Source organism: Bacillus cereus group sp. BfR-BA-01379 (assembly GCF_022663605.1).
GTDB classification, from domain to species: Bacteria; Bacillota; Bacilli; order Bacillales; family Bacillaceae_G; genus Bacillus_A; species Bacillus_A mobilis.
The window spans coordinates 1-18,442 of the sequence record NZ_JAKUFT010000008.1 but is presented as its reverse complement, the minus strand read 5'-3'; the positions used below and the strand labels follow the sequence as shown (position 1 = coordinate 18,442).

Genomic DNA, 18,442 nt, shown 5'->3' with positions numbered 1-18,442 from the left:
GTTAAAGTTGCCGTGCGCAAATATTATCAAAGATTTTAAAAGAAATTAAATAACCTGAGTCTATATAAATATAGAACTCAGGTTATTTCATACTGTTTACTCGATAGGAGGCACTGTATTTTGATGGACTTTTTTATCTTCCATGTCAATGCCTAATTGGTCTTTCAATAACTTCATACCTTTTTGGGTAAGATGAACAGCCCGATTTTTATCCGTTTTTGTAATCCATTCCTGTTCAAAAAATAGTTTTGCTATTGCAGATCCTAACCAACCAGAAATATGGTAGCGTCGTTCACTCCAATCAAGACAAGGCTTTGCAAATACCCTTCTCTTTATATTTGCCGTTTCAATATTTATCCCAAAATTCAGAAACCATTGTTTACCTTGTTCCGTTACAATGTATTCTCCTTCCTTTAAAATTATAAATTCCCTATGTAGTAATTTTTCAGTTATCTCTACACCGAGTCTGCCTGCAAGATGATCATAACAAGTTCGAGCATAACGAATTCGTTTTAGTTGATCCGATTGTTTTAAAGAACGAACTTGGACTGTTGGTGCAATTGTTCCTAACTTTTCAAGAACTTCTGCTACCTCTTGATTAGCAAGTCGATAATAACGATGTCTACCATGTTGTTCAACTGTAAGTAGATTCCCCTCTACTAATTTAGAAAGATGAGAACTAATCGTTGGATGTGACACTTTTGCCTTATATGCCAATTCGCTAGCAGGTAGTGCCTGATTGTTCATTAAACAATCTAAGATAATTGCTCTTGTAGGTTCAGCAATTAGTTTAGCTATATATGAGATATTCGGATATACATTCATATTTCGATGATACCCTAACTGTTAAATTGATACAATTATTTTAAGTTTAATAGTAAAGGAGAATGTATTATGAATGCAATTGATCTTAGTATATTAAATTTGAAAGAAACGAGAAGGCGCTCAGAAAAATTATGGAATTCTCTTCCCGATAATCTTCTTAATTGGAAGCCTGATCATGAGGCCATGTCCTTCGGTGAGATGATTCGTCACGTTTGGACCTCAACTTTTTATTATCATATGATTTTAAAAAACAAAGGCTCAATACATGACATACATATCCCGTATGATGACGAGCCAATTACTTGTGTAAAAAAAGAAATTGAATTGGCACAATCATACTTTACTGACTTTATAGAATATGTTCAATCCATAAGCATTGCTGAGCTAGATTCAACCCTTATTGATCGAAGCGATGTTGGCTATCAAAGATATTTAGGCGACATGCTATTACGAATTGCCTATCATGATGCGGTCCATGCAGGTCAATTTTTACAATATTTACGCATGGTAAACTTGGAAAGACCTTTAATTTGGGATTAAATTCAGTAATTATTTACAAAGGTTCCAAACTGGCATTACATTGAAATGTTTTCCTTCAAGCAACATTCACCAAATCATGATAATCATTTAAATTAAAACGCTACATTTCAAATATGGAATAATTCTGTGGTTATAGAAGCTTAAGAAATAAATTGAGCTTTCATCAAACTCTCTAGACTCCATGTATCAAATAATATTATTGATCCATCTGTTTCTTGGAGCTTTTTAAAATTCTTTCGCAATCATGAGTTCATCTTTTCTTGCTGATGATTCAATGACTAGTGCTATACGGTCTTTCATGTGTTACTCCTTCTTTCGATTAGTTTTCGAGATTATACTCTAAAAACCGATTTATACAATATACTTTGATCATACAGAACAATCCTATCTAGTATCTTACTTAATCCTAAGAAATTCCTTAAGTTTGAAATTAACTGTAAAAAATCAGGACTTCCATATGGATATATGAATTCACTTAAGTACCGTATCTCTGGATAATCACATCATCTAAATGAGAGATACAAAATTTCCTTAAACAAAAAACTAGAGAAAAAGAATTCTCTAGTTTTTTGTTACTACTATGAAGTAGTAGGACAAGGTAATTACTATTTTACCAGAAATTTACATGTGGTTCGATGAGTTTTCTAGGGAAATTACTAATTTACCCATATACGTCTGTATGAGGTGATTTGCATTAGTTGGTGGATAATGTACCTACTTTATTATTAATTATGTTAAATTCGTGTCCAACCTTCTCAAAAATATTTAGGATCTCGTCAACTTGGTCATCTGTATGGGTAGCCATAAATGATGTACGTAGTAATTCGGTCCCTTCTGGTACTGCTGGGGAGATAACTGGGTTTGTAAATAAACCATTCTGCATTAAGCCTCGCCAATACGAAAATGCTTTTTCGGTGTCTCTTATAATAATTGGTATAATAGGCGTTTCTGTTTCACCTATATCGAAACCTAATCTTGTTAATTCACCGCACACTTTGTTAGTGATTTGCATTAATCTTTCGCGTCTTTCAGGCTCAGTTTCCATAATATCCACTGCTTTTATTGTGGCAGCTACGCTAGATGGAGTCATACTCGCACTAAAGATCATACTTCTTCCGTTATGCTGAATAAAATCGATAATGTCAGCATCTCCAACAACAAATCCTCCTAAACTACCAAAAGATTTACTAAATGTACCAGTGATAAGGTCAATATCAGATTCAACACCGAAATGCTCACATGTACCACGGCCATTTTCACCAAGTACTCCGATACCATGCGCATCATCCACTAATAAACGTGCACCATATTTTTTTTTCAATTGTACGATTTCCTTGAGCTTTGCAAGGTCACCTTCCATACTGAATACCCCATCAACGATAATTAGTTTACCTGCGTTTTCAGGACAACTTTTAAGTTGTCTTTCAAGGTCTTTCATATCATTATGACGGAAGCGTTTCATTTTCCCATAACCTAGACGTATACCGTCCACAATAGAAGCATGAACTGTTCGGTCTATAATTGCGTAATCGTTTCGTCCTAGCAGAGGGGCAATTACTCCTAAATTCGTCTGAAATCCTGTTGAAAACACCAATGCCCTATCTCTTCTTAAAAATTTTGCTAGACGTGACTCTAATTCTTCATGAATAGATAAAGTTCCGTTTAAAAGCCTAGAACCAGATGAAGAAGTACCGTATCTTGTAGCTGCTTCCACAGCTGCCTCTATTAAGCGGGGATCGTTAGATAATCCTAAATAATCATTAGAACCCACCATCAATAACTTATTGGAATTCACAACTATCTCTGTCCCGAATTTATCTTGTATATTTTGAAAATAAGGATACATATCATTTGCTCGTAATCCTTTTATGAAATCGTAATCATAACACTTTTTAAATATGTCCATTGTTATCCTCCATTTATGCCTGCTAACCTACATTTTTTAATTGCTTTTTCCATTTTCTCTAAAAAAAGATTAAAAAACTAAGTTAACAGGCTACTTTATTATAAAGAATTTTTATGTTCGATCTTTTGGGGTTTACTCTTCATTATTCTTAGCGAGATGCTGTAACAGACCAAAAAGGCACTTAAAATATAAAGGGCGATTGATACATTAAACATGTCTGCAAAGAAGCCACCGAATATTGGCCCAATCATCATTCCGACTGAATACGCAACATTAAATACGGAAAAGGCAGTAGCATATGCTCCTCCACCTAGGCGGTCAACGGAATTTGCTAGTTCCGGTAATGTAGGTGTTAAAACCAAACCAGCCGCTGCCCCTAAAAAGAATAGTACAACCCCTTCTAATACCAAGGTGTTAGGGATTGTTACGAAAGGTAAGCATGCAGCCAAAATGAGTAAACCTATCATCATAATACGGAATGTCCCACTTTTATCTGATAACCAACCAGCTATTGGGCTTGCTAACCCATATGCAAGAGTTGTAATCCCAAACAGAAAACCTATATGTACTGTACTTGCACCTAGATTTTCCATGAGATAAATAGGTAAGGTTGGTTCAAGGATACTGATTGCTGAAGACCCAAGTAAAACAACACCGAATATTTTTAGAACTTCAAAGTCCTTAAATATTTTCACGATGTCTACACTACTTGCTTCTTTATCTTTTGGTGGATCTTCTAGTAAAAACATCCTTGCTAAACCATCTAATAAAGCAATACCCGCTGCAAGTAGAAAAGGTAATTGATAGCCTCCCCATTCATATAACAATCCACCAACAGGAGCGCCTAAAAGCGTTCCAGCAGACATGAAAGTAATTACGGTACCTAAAGCCTTCCCTCTTTTATTAGCTGGATATAAATCAGTAATAAGGGCTAAACCAGCCGTCCATGTGGCAGCAGCAGCAATCCCCTGTAATAACCTTGCGAGAATCAGTATGTACATGTTATTTGCAAAGGCGAACATTAAAGTACTCGCTATTAGTACTACCATTCCCCATAGCATAGAACCTCGTCTCCCGTACTTATCAGAAACAACTCCTAAAATCGGGGTGAAAACTATAAAAGTGAAAGCATAACAACTTATCAAAATTCCAACAGTAGTCTGCGAAGCTCCGAATTTAGAAACATATAACGGTACGATAGGAACCACTAAACTATATAAAAGCATATCTATAAATACCGCCATAGCGATTACAAGCAAACCAGTTAGTGGATTTTTTTTCAGCCTTTGAAATTTTGTCACTCAGAATTATCCTCCTTCTCATTTATTTTTTGGAAATAATTGACGTTTTTGACTCGTCTGAAAATTATGATATGACAACATGGTATTATCTGTCAATTACTTCTAGTTAATTAATTAGAAAAATGTAATATACCCCTCAATGTTATTGTGTTTAAGACTTTTATTTAGTGTAATTGTTAATCTTACAACCTACTTTTCGTGAAACATTAGTAAACTTTTTTATTTGAATAAATCCAACTTGACGAAATTTTCTCGCAGTGATAGCATAAATTCTGGAATTAAATTTCCGTTTTTTTACAAATGGCATACTATTAAGTATTCCCAGTGTCGTTAGTACCAATCAGTCTTAATCACTAATCAACTATTTACGGAGGGAATTTCATGTTAAACAAAGTAAAATTAGCAGCAAAAGTTGCTTGGTTCAAAGTTTCAAATCAATATGCAGATAGCTCCAAAGATTACGATAAAGCTAGTGATGATTATGATTCTTTCTTTTCTAGTATTATGGGACAACATTCACTAGGTTTACTAAATAAAATGGATATACAACCTGGGCAACACGTATTGGAACTGGCATGTGGAACAGGTTTTATTACTGAGGAAGTAGCTAATCGACTAAACGGTGTAGGGACTATTTCCACTGTCGATCAATCTGCTGGTATGCTAAATGTCGCACGAGGTAAGATATCTAAATATTCTGGACTAGAAGTAAATATGCACCAAGGTGATATGGTGGAATTTTTAAAACAAATCCCTAGTTCAAGTATCGATACAGTGGTGTGCGGTTGGGCTATTTGCTATACGAATCCAACTATTTTTCTTAAAGAGATTCATCGAGTTCTGAAGCCTAATGGCCAAGTTGGAATTATAGAAACAAGATGTGATTCTGAGGAAATTCTGATGAAGGCATTTGATCAAGTTCTTAATAATCATCCTGAATATTTGCAACGTTATATTAGTATAAACTTGCCAATAGATTCTCTTGTTCTTCAAAAATGGTTTACTAAAGGTAGCTTAAATACAATTGACCGCTGGGAAGGAGAACAAATTCTACCTTGTGAAACTGCTGAAGAGGCGATGGAATGGGTTTTCCGTTCTGGTGCCGCAGCTGGCTTTTTAGATGTACTAGATAGAGATAAAGAAGAAGAGATTTTACAAAAAATCACTGACCAAATTAATGTTTTTATTCAACAGGGCAATGAATTTAAATTAAGTCATACATTTGTTGCAGGTATAGCATCTAAAGGTAGCGGTGTATGAAAGGCGGAAGATAAGTAAATGAGCAATGGAAAACTCCATTATATAAACAACTTGAAAGCTTTTCTTGCTATTTTAGTTGTCTTGTTTCATACAAGTAGCGCCTATGGTGGAGCTGGAGGATGGTATTATATAGAGCCATCGGATGATGCCATCTCCATATCGATACTTACTCTAATAAACGCGCTATGCCAAAGCTTTTTTATGGGTCTCTTCTTTTTTATCGCAGCATATTTCTCACCAAGGTCTTATGACAATAAAGGCTTTTCAAAATTTTTGAGAGATAGAGTTCCTAAACTACTTATCCCTGCTTTTGTTTACTTCTTTGTGCTAAACCCCATAAGTATCAATCTTGTAAAAAAACAAAGTTATCTCTCATCTCTAGGATTTTATAATTTATGGTTTGTAATGGCTTTATTCTACTTTACTGTGGCATATGCAATTATCAGAAAGACTACGACAATAAAAATGCCGCAGAATAGTTTCCCCGGCATAAATAAAATATTCTTTTTCATTTTATTTATGGGTATCTGTAACTTTATTGTTCGATTACTCTTTCCGACTGATCGATTATACATACATGACTTCACACTGGGGTATTTCCCTCAATACATAGCATTATTTATAATTGGAGTCATTGCATACAGGAATAACTGGCTGAATCAAATAAGTGAAAGAACGGCATCGATCTATTTTAGAATTTCAATAGTTTCTTTCATAACAATGCCTATTGTATTCCTCTTTAATGAAGGGAACGTAGATAACTTCTACGGTGGGGTTACTCTAGAATCGCTGTATTATTCTTTTTGGGAACCATTTACTTTTGTAGGCATAATATTAAAGTTGCTAGTTCTGTTTAAGAAGAAATTGAACTTTACTACTCCCCTACTTAGTACAATTAGCCGTTCTAGTTATTCTATATATATAATTCAGGGACCTATTATTGTTGCGTTACAACTTATGTCTAGTACGCTTGAAATGAATATTATTTTGAAAACGATTTATGTTACAAGTTTGACGTTTGCTTTATCACTTGGGATAAGTGTTTTATTACTCCGGATTCCTAAGGTAAACAAGATTATATAATTCACATCATTATTAAGGAATAATAAAAACTAATTTTTTAGGAGGAAAGAATGAGATATTTAAAACCGTTTTTCTTTGTAACTGATATTGGGTTTATTATTTATTGGCTAGTTACTATGTTCCACCTTATCCCCGAAAGTTGGGCATTTAAGGATTATGATAATCCAATCATCGTAGCATGGAATTGGTCGTTTTTCCCTCTGGATATATTAATCTCTATTACCGGCCTAACCAGCATATACCTATATAACAAGAAACGTTCTTCTTGGAGTTCCCTTGCTTTAATATCGCTCATTTTAACATTTTGTTCTGGTCTGCAAGCTATTGCATTTTGGGCTTATAGCAATGATTTTGATGTCACTTGGTGGATATTTAATGGATATTTGCTTATCTATCCATTGTTTTTCCTTAAAACTGTTATTTCTCCAAAACAAGAAGATAATTTCTTACAGTTTACAAACAATCACAAAATGTAATACCTATAATCCGCTAGAAAAATGGATTAATAAAAGAGGAGCAGATATAACTGCTCCTCCTTTTATGTATGTATTGGACAATTGAAACTTATTGTTGCTGAAATAAGAAACCAGATGCAATAAATGCATCTGGTTTTATAAATTATACTAGGCCACTACTGGCAGTTGTAGTAACAAGCGTCCATAGAATATAGTCTAAAATTCCATATCTTTATCATGTATTCTTTGGTCAAGTTTTTCTAAGTCTCCTAATGTTAACTCTTCCCTATTAACTAGCTCTATTTCTTTTTCAAAATCACCTAATTTAAAGGAAAACCGCTTTTTTTCTTTATCAATTTTGTAAAAGACGTTGAAATTTTTATTCCTGCTATACGATAGTTCCTTATACCCTTCAGTTGGAGTGGTATTGTAGTTAATATTGTTATAGAAATTAGATAATTACACGTATAAATTATCATCTAAGGTTAATTCGTTTATGTTGTTCCATGCTAGATGTTTCGTTTTATGTAGGTATGCTTCTATATCTCTTTTTCCAAGTTTCACCTCCTAGTAATCCTTATCATGTCTTCTACAACTAAAAACTGCGTCATCTTCAGTATTTTGTAACATCTTCAATAAAAGCCCTTTAGTTATTCGTTCCATTGTAATTTATCCCCTATCACTTATTATTTTGAATAATTTTGAATACTGGACTACTATATACTATCTTCCCAGTACGAACATTTAGTTGATTCTATCACTTTAGTCGGACTTATGAAATTAACATAACGAATCAAGCAAATCATAAAGGTTCTATTCACAAAATTGACCGATTTGTCATTCTATCCTTTGATCCATTCGTTTAAGGGGTCAATCACCTTATTGTCAGAAATTCAAAAAAGTCATTGTATGAAAATAAGGGGCATTTCGCTAAAGAATGCATTTAGGATGGCAAACAAATAAAAAGCACATGTTCGATTAGTAACCAAACATGTGCTTTCAAAACAACTATATTACCCATAAACAATAAAATGTAAGTTTAAAATAATTACGACCGAAACGCCGCATCCGCTAATATAGACAGTGTTGCATCATCCATCGGCGGATTGTGCAATCCTGCTCTGACGTTTAAATAGTAGCGATGAAGCGGATTTTTTTCTGATAAACTTTTTGCTCCTACGATGCGCATTGCTTTATCTACAATAGATATTGCCGCATTCGTTACGGCATATTTCACTGCTGCTAATTCGGCTTGCAATGATAGTTTATCCTCTGCCTCATCGTACTTTTTCGCAATTTGATATAAAAAGACGCGAGCTTGCATAAGCTCAAGTTCTAATTCTCCAACTAATCTTCTAACATTCGGCAATAAACTAATAGAATGATTTAAACTATTTGGCTTGTATGATCCCGCAAACTGAACTGCATAATTTCTTGCTGCTTGTGCAATTCCTAAATAACATGCTGGTATATGTAGCAACCAGCCAATACCCTTTTGTTTTACTTTCCCGCCCAATACACTCGTAAAAAAGCGACTTTCTATCTCTACATTTTGTAAGACAAGGTCATGACTAGCAGTCCCTCGCATCGCAACGCTATCCCACGTTTCTTCAATGGATACACCGAGCGTATTTCTTGGAATGACAAACTCACCAACTTCTTCTCGGCCTTCCATACTTGCTGAAATAATAAAATAATCAAGTATTGGCGCCATCGTTGTAAAAGTTTTTCTTCCATTTATAACCCACTTCTCGCCTTGTTGAACCGCTATCGTTTCTGGCTTACCGCCACGCGTCGGACTCCCTGTTTTTGGCTCTGTTGCTGCCCGGTTAAAGAGTGCACCGTTACGCACTTCTTCGCAAAACCATTTGAACATCTCATCATTCCAAGAGCGATTTTCCGCTAATTCTTTCACAATACCAAGATGCCAGCCAATCGATAACGCCGTGGCCCCACAGCCTTCCGCGATTTTCTCTTGAAATAAAACGAAGTCATATAAAGAAATCGCACTACCACCAAATTCTTTCGGTAACGTTAATTTCGTATATCCGATATCTTTCAAATCACTTATATTTTCATACGGAAATGATCCTAATTCACTTAGTTGATGCTCCCTTTCCATGAACTTCGGAATCAATTTATTTATTTTTTCAATAATGAAAGATTGTTCTTCTGTTTCAACAAATGAGAGTGCCATACTATAATCTCCTTTATGTTCGATTCATCAACCGCTCACTTTTTCATTATGATTATATGAAGCTACCTCTCTATTGTTTCACTATTCCGATAAAAATACAATGTTTTTGATCAATAAGAAAAGTTCCTATTTTAAGATAGGTTCTTTTCTTATGTTAGTCTCCCTTCAATGCCTTTAATGGCAAAGAGGTTACATATCCAATATACGAGAATAATTCTTTAAAGAAGAATGGAATTTCTGTGTCTAACGTTTTATATGCTGATGTCGGCGTTGGTGAAGCATACGCTTCAATATTAATATGTTTTGCGATTCTCATTGCGCGTTTCATATGAAGTGGATCACTTACAATCGTGTATGTGCGTATTCCGTTCTCTATTCCAACTTCCTTCGCATTCTTTAAGTTTTCTTCAGTGAAAAGGGATTTTGTTTCAATTAAAATATCTTCGTCTTTTACACCTTGTTTCATTGCATATACTCTTGCAGTACGCGCTTCCTCAAGTTCTGCCTCGAACTTTGTACCACCTGTAAAAATAATCTTTTTAATGCTTCCGTTCTTATATAAAGAAATCGCATGATTAATTCTTTCTTTAAATACAGGAGATGGTTTTCCATTCCAAGAAGCTGCTCCTAATACGATACCAGCATCCGTTTTCACGCCATCATTTGTTTTAAAACGATAACTCCAAATATCGTAAGCTGCATAACTTACATATAAAATAGCAGAACAAATCATTAGTAAAAATACTTGAAAGATTCGTCTTTTCTTACTCTTCTTATTTTCTTTCATTTGTAATTGCCTCCGTACATCATCCATACTTCTATAAAAAAACATTTATATCAAATCGTTTTGTTTGAGTTTATTTAAAAGAAGGAACTTTACTTGTTATTTATGTATAAAAGGGTTTTCATTTAAAATTGAGGATTATCAATTCATTAATTTTATTTGCGGTTTTCATTACATGTTTTAAATTCATAAGTTTATTACCATACAACTACATTGTAACGAATTTTTTCTCAGAAGGGAACGATGAAACAAAAGGAATTAAAATAAAGTAGCATTTTGTAAGAAAAAAGGTATATTTTTCATACATCACGAACAATATACCTTTCAAAACACGAATTATAGCTTTTCTTTATACAACTCTAAATTTTCTAATAAACGCGCCTTCACAACCGGCCATTCGCTTACGATAATACTATACACAACCGCATCTCTCACATGACCACTTGGCAATTTTCGTTCACTTCTAAGCACACCTTCTTTAACTGCGCCTAACCTTTCAATTGCTCGTTGTGCCTTTTCATTTCTTGCATCCGTCTTAATTTGTACTCTCAGCATATGCAGTTTTTCAAAAGCATACTCGAGAAGCATATACTTACACTCTGTATTTATACTCGTACGTTGCACACTTGGATGATACCACGTTTGTCCTAACTCGACTGTTTTCTCTTCTACTAAAATATTATATAGACGTGTACTTCCTACAATCGTACTCGTCTGTTGATCCACTACAACGAAAGGTATTTCATTACCCCTTCCGTAACCCTTTATCGCTTTTTGAACATATTGCTGCATATCTTGCGCAGTATCCATTTTAGAGATTAAATACGCCCAAATGTCTCGATTTCCTTCTACAATCGAAAACAAAGTTTCGACATCATCACCATCTATTAACCGTAACTTTGCTTTTTCATGAATCATTTCCATTTGTAAGCCCCCCTTTGTTGTTACTATATCATAAGATATAGTAACGTTTTATAAGAATAATAAGATATTTTTAAAAGAATTCCTTTTCAAATATATTCTTCTCGTATAAGGTGGAAAGGCTCATCAATATCCTTTAAAAAGGAAAATTTTGATAATTTCCAATAAATACTATATAATGATAAATGGGAGGGGATAAAAATGCTAGATCAAATTACTTGGGGAACACCTGGCAGCTTATTATGCTTAGGATTCTTTTTTGCAGGACTAGGAATCTTTTTAAGAAGCATGACGTCATATTCAAAAAATAAATAAAAATATAACAAAAACAGAAAATAGTATACGTTTTAGGATATTTGATTTTCTTAGCTTGATAGTCATGTGGGAATACCCCGCTTTTAAACAAAAGAAGCCTTCCTTTTACAGAGGGCTTCTTTTGTTATAACTTTATCTTTTAAAAATTTAAAGTAACAAATAAGCAATCGGTGTAATAATAAGTAACGTTAATATCGTTCTTTGTACGTAAAGAATAATAAGTTCCGATACTTTTAACGGAATGTCTGTCGATAAAATACAAGGAATGGAAGCTGAGAAAAACAATATAGATGATACCGAAACAACCGCAATGACAAACTTTGTCACAAGTGGTGCACTTACAACTAAAAGAGAAGGTAAAAACATTTCCGCAATACCAACAGATGCCGCTTTAGCAGCTAGTTCTGCTTCTGGTAATTGTAAAGCCCACGTAAATGGATAGAAAATATAACTGATCCAATCAAATATTGGCGTGAATTTCGCTAAGACGATACCAATTAATCCTACTGACATAATAGATGGCAAAATTCCCATCGTCATAATAAAACCGTCTTTTAAATTCACTGCGATATTTTTCATAATACTCGGTGCAGACTTTGATACTTCTAGCGCATCTTCCCAAGCGCGTTCTAACATTTTCTCTTTATAAACAGGCTCTGGGAACCCTTCTTCCGTTACATATGTATCTGGTTTTCTACTTAGAGGCGGGATTCTTACGGTGATAGCAGTTACGATGAATGTTACAACGAGAGTAGTCCAAAAATAAACATTCCATAAATGCATAATGTCTAATGTTTTTACGATGATGATCATAAATGTTGCGGATACTGTAGAAAAACCTGTAGCGATAATCGCTGCTTCTTTTGTCGTATACTTTCCTTCTTTATACACGCGATTCGTAATTAATAAAGCTAACGAATAACTCCCTACAAAGGAAGCGACCGCATCAATTGCTGATCGGCCTGGTGTTTTCCATAACGGTCTCATAATGGGACGGCAAAACGTACCGATAAATTCAAGTAATCCGTACCCGACTAATAACGCTAAAAAAGCCGAACCAATTGGCACGAGTAAACTTACCGATATTACTAGTTTTTCATACAAAAACGGCCCTACATCTGGTGCAAAGAACCATGCTGGCCCTACTTTCAAGCAATATAATACACCAAAGACAACACCAACTACTTTTAAAACAGAAAAACAAACATCTACGATAGATGCATTCCATTTTTTCGTATAAAACGGATAAATCCCACCCATTATCATAACGAGTAGTGCATAATAAGGTACGACGCTCGGAACAGAAGTCCTGATCCATGATACGATATGATCAATCATAATGGAAGAAGCACCGTTTATCGTAACTGGTACGAAAAACATAAACACCCCAACTAGACTAGCGAGTATAAACCGGAGAATAACCCCCTTCTCACTCCCAGTCTTAATTACATTCCTTTTTAATTCAATTTCACTCAAAATTCGACACCTCCTATTATCTAAATATTCTGTATAGTAATGTTAGACTCCTTCTTTCCATTACTATATTTAATCATATAGAAAAAGCCTATTTAAAATAGGCTTTTTCTGCTACTTCTCATAATCATCCACAATCACTTGAATCACACGATACGATTCGTCTGCCACTATTTTATTACTAGTCTTATTCGCATCATATGTAATTAACGCTTTCCAAAGCGCCCATCCTCTTGCTCTATTCCATGTTTCTTCATCTATGCGCAATACTTCTTTAAATACGGTTCTGCTATTCTTATCAAAAAATGTCCATGCCATCGCTGCATCACAAGCCGGATCGCCTACTCCTAAAATACCAAAATCAATTACGGCACAAAGCTTTCCGTCCTTAACGAGTAAGTTTCCTGGTGCAACATCTCCATGAACCCAAACTGGTTTACGCTCCCACGTTGACTGAAGGGCTAAATCCCAAAGATGCTTTAATACAGTTTCATCAAAAACGTCCTTATTATTTTCGATCGCACCTCTCGCCTCTTCATCATATATAGATATAAGCCCGCCTCGGTAAAAATTATGTGCTCCAGCGACCGGTCCGTTACTCGCATCAATAGCTTGCAATTCCACTAAAAATGAGCCTAAGTCCGCCGCAAATTCATTTAGGTCACGGACATTTTGTTTCGTGACAGTATCTCCTTCTATCCACTTATTAATAGACCAAGGCAACGGATACTCTTCAGTTGGATTTCCTTTCGCAACTGGTGCAGAAATCGGTAAAGAAAGCTCTTTACTTAATATAGGTAGCCACTTATTTTCTTTCTCTACTTGCGGTGCATATGCCGCGTCACTTGGCAATCTTACACTCATCTCATCCCCTAGATGAAACGTTCTATTATCATGCCCACTAAGCTTTACAGGCTTCACTTCTAAATGTGCCCATTCAGGAAACTGTTCCCCTATTAACCTTTTAGCTAAGTCTGTATGTATTTGAGTCATCCACTTACCCCCTTCTCTTTTAAAACTTACTAAGTCCATCTGTACTCCCAACATATTCAAAACCATTTTTCGAATAAAAATCATTCAACGTACGATTATGCCCAACACAATCTAGTTTCAAAAACTCTTTGTCACAGTACACATTCTCGTCTATCCATTGTAAAATCCACTCTCCGATTCCATTCCCCTTATACTTTCGTTTCACTGCAAATCTATGAATATATAAAGAATCTGAAACTTCCTCCTTACCAAAAATACGCTCATCCCATTTATTTTGTTTAGGAGATACTGTAACCGTACCGACAATTTCATTTTCTTTCGTAACTACATATGTATATTTCTCTCTTATACCTTCTAGTATTTCAGCCGTAGCTTCTCCACCTAGCAAATATTGCTACTGATCAACTTCTTTATGTTGTAGCCACTCTGCTACTTCTTTTAATAGAATGATAATGCTGTCGCTTTCCTCTTCAGTAGCAGTTCGAATTGTATATTCTTTAACTGTGTTTCTCTCCATATTGCTGTTCCCCTTTCAAATTACTACCATACTGATAATCGTGTTCTACCGTCATTTTCGTCTGTCACATATTCAACGTAAAAACCTTGATTCCGTGCGTTTTCATACATCAATTCAATCGCTTTTTGATCTTTAGCGTAAATTGTGACGTATGTACAATCCGCAACTAGTAAAACTAATTCACACTTACTTTCTTTAAACTCTTCATATGTTTCAATCTCTTCTAGTACTTCTCCTTTTGGGTATGCTTTTAAATCTGCAAAAATGAGATAATATATATTGTCTTTTATTAATTTTTTCAATTCTAATCCACTCATTACCTTGTTATCTTCTGAAAATAATTCCGGTCCTAGCCCATCAGATAATACGAAATAAGATTCCTCATTTTCCACTCGCCAATCAAATAACGTAATATCGATTGGCTTTAGCACTTTCCAAAGTAGATTATCATATTCATTTGGAATATCTACAATAACCCCTCGTTTCATTTGTTTGTACCTCCCTTATAAGCCATAAATACTCTTATTTCTTTCCCGAATACAAAATAGATGATTATTATCTAATCAAGCATATTATTCATTAAAAAACAAGAAAAAGCACCTCAGTTGTAACATATAAACCAAGGTACTTCCCTTTCTATTTTCCAATTCATTCACTTCGTCTTCACAAAATAATATAAAAACCACACCGCATGATTTTGTTCATCGGCCGCTATTCTGCGCAATAACTCTTTCAGATGTGCATCCGATGTTTCATCTGAAATTTCCAAATAAAAATCTACTGTCTTCTGTTCATCTTGTATTGCAAATTCTAATCCTTGTAAGTACGTATTCGGGCATCCTTCATTGATCTGTGGTTTCGGCTGCTGACCTGTTAAATTTGTATAGATTTGTACAAAATGGTGAAAATGCTTTATTTCATCGTTACGAATTTCAAGAATTTGATTTCGTTCCGCCGCATTTGGAGCCATATTAGCTAATTTCGCATAGCAACTTATTGCACTAAACTCTCCATTAATTGCTTTCTCAATATCACGAATCAACTTATCATTTTGCCTATACCAATCATAATAATTCGAATTATCCATCGTATCCCCTCCATTATTCCGCATAACATTTTATGCAATTTGAAATAGCAGGAGCATGTATATAAAATGATACCGCATCTTCTATTCCCTTTAAAATATAGAAAAACCTGTCCTACTGGATTTCTCTATCAGTTTATAAAAATCAAAAAAACGCTTCACTCCTAGTGAAACGTTTTTATCTTTTATGCATTTACTTCCGTTTTATGTTCCTTTACTACACTACGTTTGAAAGCAGTCGCTAAAATAATAACCATACTTACTCCACCAATCCAAACGAGTACAGTAAGAGGTGTACTCCAGCTTAACCCTTTTCCGAAGAAGAATATTTCTCTAAGCCCTTCAATCATAAATCGCATTGGCAACCATGCGTACACCCAGTCTTGGTAAAATGGCGACAACATTTCCGGTGCTAGTGATAATAATGGTGCCCCGAAGAATAGTAAAAGAGCGAATACACCAATTCCTTTTAGTCCAACTAATGAAAGTACCGCCGATATCATTAAGAAGAAACTAAACGATGTAATGGCTAAAAATAAAGCTGTATCGGTGAAATTCGAAATATTTAATCCTACCATACCATCCGCGATCCATGTAAGGCCAAATCCAATTACAAGTGCCGCGACAGCTCCTGTTATTATTTGTTTTAGTTTTAATACGAAGCTTTCTTTTCTTGTACTTACTGGCATTTTACTTATCGCAATAAAGATAAGTGCTGCGCTCGCTAAACTTGCAATCCATAACGGCTGGAATAAAGACATCGGCGAGTTACCGTTCGCACTATTTTTACCGATTTCATTTACATTTGTCACTTTCTTCGTAATCGGTGTTACCATATTTGAAACTTGATCTGCTGTTAATGTAGCTCCTTTTGCTTTCAATCCTTCTAATAGTTGCGCGCGAACAGTATTGTTCATATTATCAACTATCCCATTTAACATTTGTCCTGCCATAGTTGAAGCTGCTGTATTCATTCCTTGATTGATGAATATTTCTACCTCTGGCGAAGATGGCTGTGGCGTTCGTAATGATGCTTGTTTTGTGCTAAAGTCTTTCGGAATAACTAACGCTGCGTAATACTCTTGATTATTTAAGCCTTTTTGCACGGATTCCTTATCTTTTACTTCTACCCACTTCACCGCAGGTTCTTCCTCTGATTTTGATGTCTTTTTCATATTATCAACAATCGTTTTCCCCATGTTCATTTTCGGTTGATTCGGAATTTCTACTCCTTGATCCTCATTTACAATTGCAATTGGCAAGTTTTTCGGCTGAGGTTGAACAGTTGGAAATAATGTTAATGAAAAAATAAATACTACAAGTAGTGCAATAACTGGTGATACCAATAAAAGTTTATTTTTAAACATTTTCTTTTCTCCTCCTATCATTTGATTTATAATAACAAACAACGTGTTGTTTATTTATATTTGAATTATATGTTCGAGTTGAACCTTATACAATAATCAAAAATCGTGAATGTGTCGGTTATAAGACACATCCTTGAAATGTGTTGGCTAAAATGAAGGAGGGACATGCTTTGCGTGATAGTAATTTAGATTTACGTGTTGTTCGTACGAAAACTGCCATCCGAAATGCATTGGTGGAACTAATTGAAGAAAAAGGTTTTGACGCCATTACAGTGAAGGATATTACAACGAGAGCGAACATAAATCGTGGTACTTTCTATGCGCACTATCAAGATAAATTTGATTTAATGACGAAATGCCAAGAAGAAATTATGTATGAGTTTTCTAGCATAGCCAAACGGAAGTTGCCAGAAGTTATTGCGGATCTTGGATCAAACCCATCTCCAACAATGCCGTTTCTACTTATCACTTCTATTCTTGAATTTCTAAATGAAAATAGTGATTTTATGAAAGCTGTACTGAGCCCAAAAGGAGATTTATCTTTCCAAACAAAACTGAAAGACTTTATGTGGAAAACACTATTTGAAGATACGAATGGTGCTCTCATTAAGAAGGAGAATTTACTTGTCCCAAGCCAATACTTAGCTTCTTATATGGCATCTGCTCATATAGGTGTCATTCAGCAATGGTTAAATAACGGACAAAAAGAAACACCTGAGGAAATTGCTCGTATTTTATCTACAATCGCAGTTCATGGACCTTTTTATGCGGCTGGTTTAAAGAAATAAGCCGGCCAGCATAAAAACATTTTTTGATCAATTTGAACAGCAACAAATTGTTAAATGAACTTTATACTTCTATGAAAAAAGCTGTTGAAAGGTATCCCCTTCAACAGCTTCTCCATTATTAACGATATAAACGAACCGCACCTGCAGTATTATCATCTGCTTGTCCAACTACTTCAAATTTCAGCCCAAGCTTCGGTAATTTACGTCCTGCATCTGGGATTAAATCGTTCATATACGATTTAGAATCATCAAACTTCGTTACACCTGGTAATCCTTTATAATCATATGTTCCGCGTGTTGGAGATACAACCTTCCATGCTGGCGCTTGGTTAAAGGAGAACGCCGCATCTGCGATTTGGTATCGTGTACTATTTTTTACAGTTGGTTTGCCGTTTAGCGTTCCAACAATTGCCTCTGGGTGAGAGTCAACCACTCCTAAGAAACCTTCTCCTGGATGTAGACCAACCCAATTATCTGTAAAGCTAGAGTCTGCATACCATACTACAAGACCTGTATTATATGGTACACCACTACTATATTTCAACGCTTGATCCGCACCAGCATAGTTTCTCCACTCTAAGTAATAGTTATGTTTCTTCTTATCAAAACCGTTTGATACAACGAAACCATTTA

General features: G+C 35.0%; 16 protein-coding genes and 2 pseudogenes. 5 read left to right on the top strand and 13 right to left on the bottom strand.

Annotated features, from left to right (window positions below; all coding sequences use genetic code 11):
* Positions 1-96 precede the first annotated feature (96 nt).
* The gene (locus MR113_RS04855) at positions 97-825 is read right to left on the bottom strand and encodes an ArsR/SmtB family transcription factor (protein ID WP_242251696.1); all 729 of its coding nucleotides are present in this window, start codon (positions 823-825) and stop codon (positions 97-99) included.
* A gap of 69 nt (positions 826-894) precedes the next feature.
* Between MR113_RS04855 and MR113_RS04850 the strand changes: the two genes are divergently transcribed.
* Positions 895-1,365: a DinB family protein gene (locus MR113_RS04850; RefSeq protein WP_242251694.1), complete on the top strand. Its 471-nt coding sequence runs from the start codon at positions 895-897 to the stop codon at positions 1,363-1,365.
* 694 nt (positions 1,366-2,059) lie between these two features.
* Here MR113_RS04850 and MR113_RS04845 read toward each other — a convergent pair.
* The gene (locus MR113_RS04845) at positions 2,060-3,271 is read right to left on the bottom strand and encodes an aminotransferase class I/II-fold pyridoxal phosphate-dependent enzyme (protein ID WP_242251692.1); all 1,212 of its coding nucleotides are present in this window, start codon (positions 3,269-3,271) and stop codon (positions 2,060-2,062) included.
* Between the two features lie 98 nt (positions 3,272-3,369).
* The gene (locus tag MR113_RS04840; RefSeq protein WP_242251690.1) at positions 3,370-4,572 is read right to left on the bottom strand and encodes an MFS transporter; all 1,203 of its coding nucleotides are present in this window, start codon (positions 4,570-4,572) and stop codon (positions 3,370-3,372) included.
* A gap of 381 nt (positions 4,573-4,953) precedes the next feature.
* Between MR113_RS04840 and MR113_RS04835 the strand changes: the two genes are divergently transcribed.
* Genes MR113_RS04835 through MR113_RS04825 form a run of 3 tightly spaced genes read left to right on the top strand, consistent with a single transcriptional unit; the run spans position 4,954 to position 7,391 of the window.
* A complete protein-coding gene (locus MR113_RS04835) occupies positions 4,954-5,832 on the top strand; it encodes a class I SAM-dependent methyltransferase (RefSeq protein WP_242251688.1) in 879 nt (292 codons plus the stop codon).
* Between the two features lie 18 nt (positions 5,833-5,850).
* The gene (locus MR113_RS04830) at positions 5,851-6,915 is read left to right on the top strand and encodes an acyltransferase family protein (protein ID WP_242251686.1); all 1,065 of its coding nucleotides are present in this window, start codon (positions 5,851-5,853) and stop codon (positions 6,913-6,915) included.
* A 50-nt stretch (positions 6,916-6,965) separates the two neighbouring features.
* Positions 6,966-7,391: a YvaD family protein gene (locus tag MR113_RS04825; RefSeq protein WP_242251684.1), complete on the top strand. Its 426-nt coding sequence runs from the start codon at positions 6,966-6,968 to the stop codon at positions 7,389-7,391.
* Positions 7,392-8,418: 1,027 nt separating this feature from the next.
* On the opposite strand, the gene MR113_RS04820 is transcribed toward MR113_RS04825, so the two are convergent.
* The 9 genes and pseudogenes from MR113_RS04820 to MR113_RS04780 form a co-directional block, all read right to left on the bottom strand.
* Positions 8,419-9,567 carry an acyl-CoA dehydrogenase family protein gene (locus MR113_RS04820; protein WP_242251682.1) on the bottom strand — a complete coding sequence of 383 codons (1,149 nt, stop codon included), beginning with the start codon at positions 9,565-9,567 and terminating at the stop codon, positions 8,419-8,421.
* A gap of 154 nt (positions 9,568-9,721) precedes the next feature.
* A complete protein-coding gene (locus tag MR113_RS04815) occupies positions 9,722-10,354 on the bottom strand; it encodes a YdcF family protein (protein ID WP_242251680.1) in 633 nt (210 codons plus the stop codon).
* Between the two features lie 333 nt (positions 10,355-10,687).
* Positions 10,688-11,275, bottom strand: a complete 588-nt coding sequence (locus MR113_RS04810) for a GNAT family N-acetyltransferase (RefSeq protein ID WP_242251678.1) — start codon at positions 11,273-11,275, stop codon at positions 10,688-10,690.
* A gap of 459 nt (positions 11,276-11,734) precedes the next feature.
* Complete coding sequence (locus tag MR113_RS04805) at positions 11,735-13,063, bottom strand: YjiH family protein (RefSeq protein WP_242251676.1); 1,329 nt, start codon at positions 13,061-13,063, stop codon at positions 11,735-11,737.
* A 111-nt stretch (positions 13,064-13,174) separates the two neighbouring features.
* Positions 13,175-14,053 (bottom strand): aminoglycoside phosphotransferase family protein, encoded by an 879-nt coding sequence (locus MR113_RS04800; RefSeq protein WP_242251673.1) that lies wholly within the window; start codon positions 14,051-14,053, stop codon positions 13,175-13,177.
* 19 nt (positions 14,054-14,072) lie between these two features.
* A pseudogene (locus MR113_RS04795) lies at positions 14,073-14,570 on the bottom strand (GNAT family N-acetyltransferase).
* 23 nt (positions 14,571-14,593) lie between these two features.
* Positions 14,594-15,058 carry a DUF2691 family protein gene (locus MR113_RS04790; RefSeq protein ID WP_242251672.1) on the bottom strand — a complete coding sequence of 155 codons (465 nt, stop codon included), beginning with the start codon at positions 15,056-15,058 and terminating at the stop codon, positions 14,594-14,596.
* Positions 15,059-15,222: 164 nt separating this feature from the next.
* Positions 15,223-15,657, bottom strand: coding sequence for a ferritin-like domain-containing protein (locus MR113_RS04785; protein ID WP_242251670.1), 435 nt, complete (start codon positions 15,655-15,657; stop codon positions 15,223-15,225).
* 182 nt (positions 15,658-15,839) lie between these two features.
* Positions 15,840-17,021 (bottom strand): YhgE/Pip domain-containing protein, encoded by a 1,182-nt coding sequence (locus MR113_RS04780; protein ID WP_242251668.1) that lies wholly within the window; start codon positions 17,019-17,021, stop codon positions 15,840-15,842.
* Positions 17,022-17,191: 170 nt separating this feature from the next.
* Here MR113_RS04780 and MR113_RS04775 point away from each other — a divergent pair, with 170 nt between their 5' ends.
* A complete protein-coding gene (locus MR113_RS04775; protein WP_313895074.1) occupies positions 17,192-17,809 on the top strand; it encodes a TetR/AcrR family transcriptional regulator in 618 nt (205 codons plus the stop codon).
* Between the two features lie 118 nt (positions 17,810-17,927).
* Here the strand turns inward: MR113_RS04775 and MR113_RS04770 are convergent.
* A pseudogene (locus MR113_RS04770) lies at positions 17,928-18,442 on the bottom strand (peptidase M6); the annotation flags it as partial.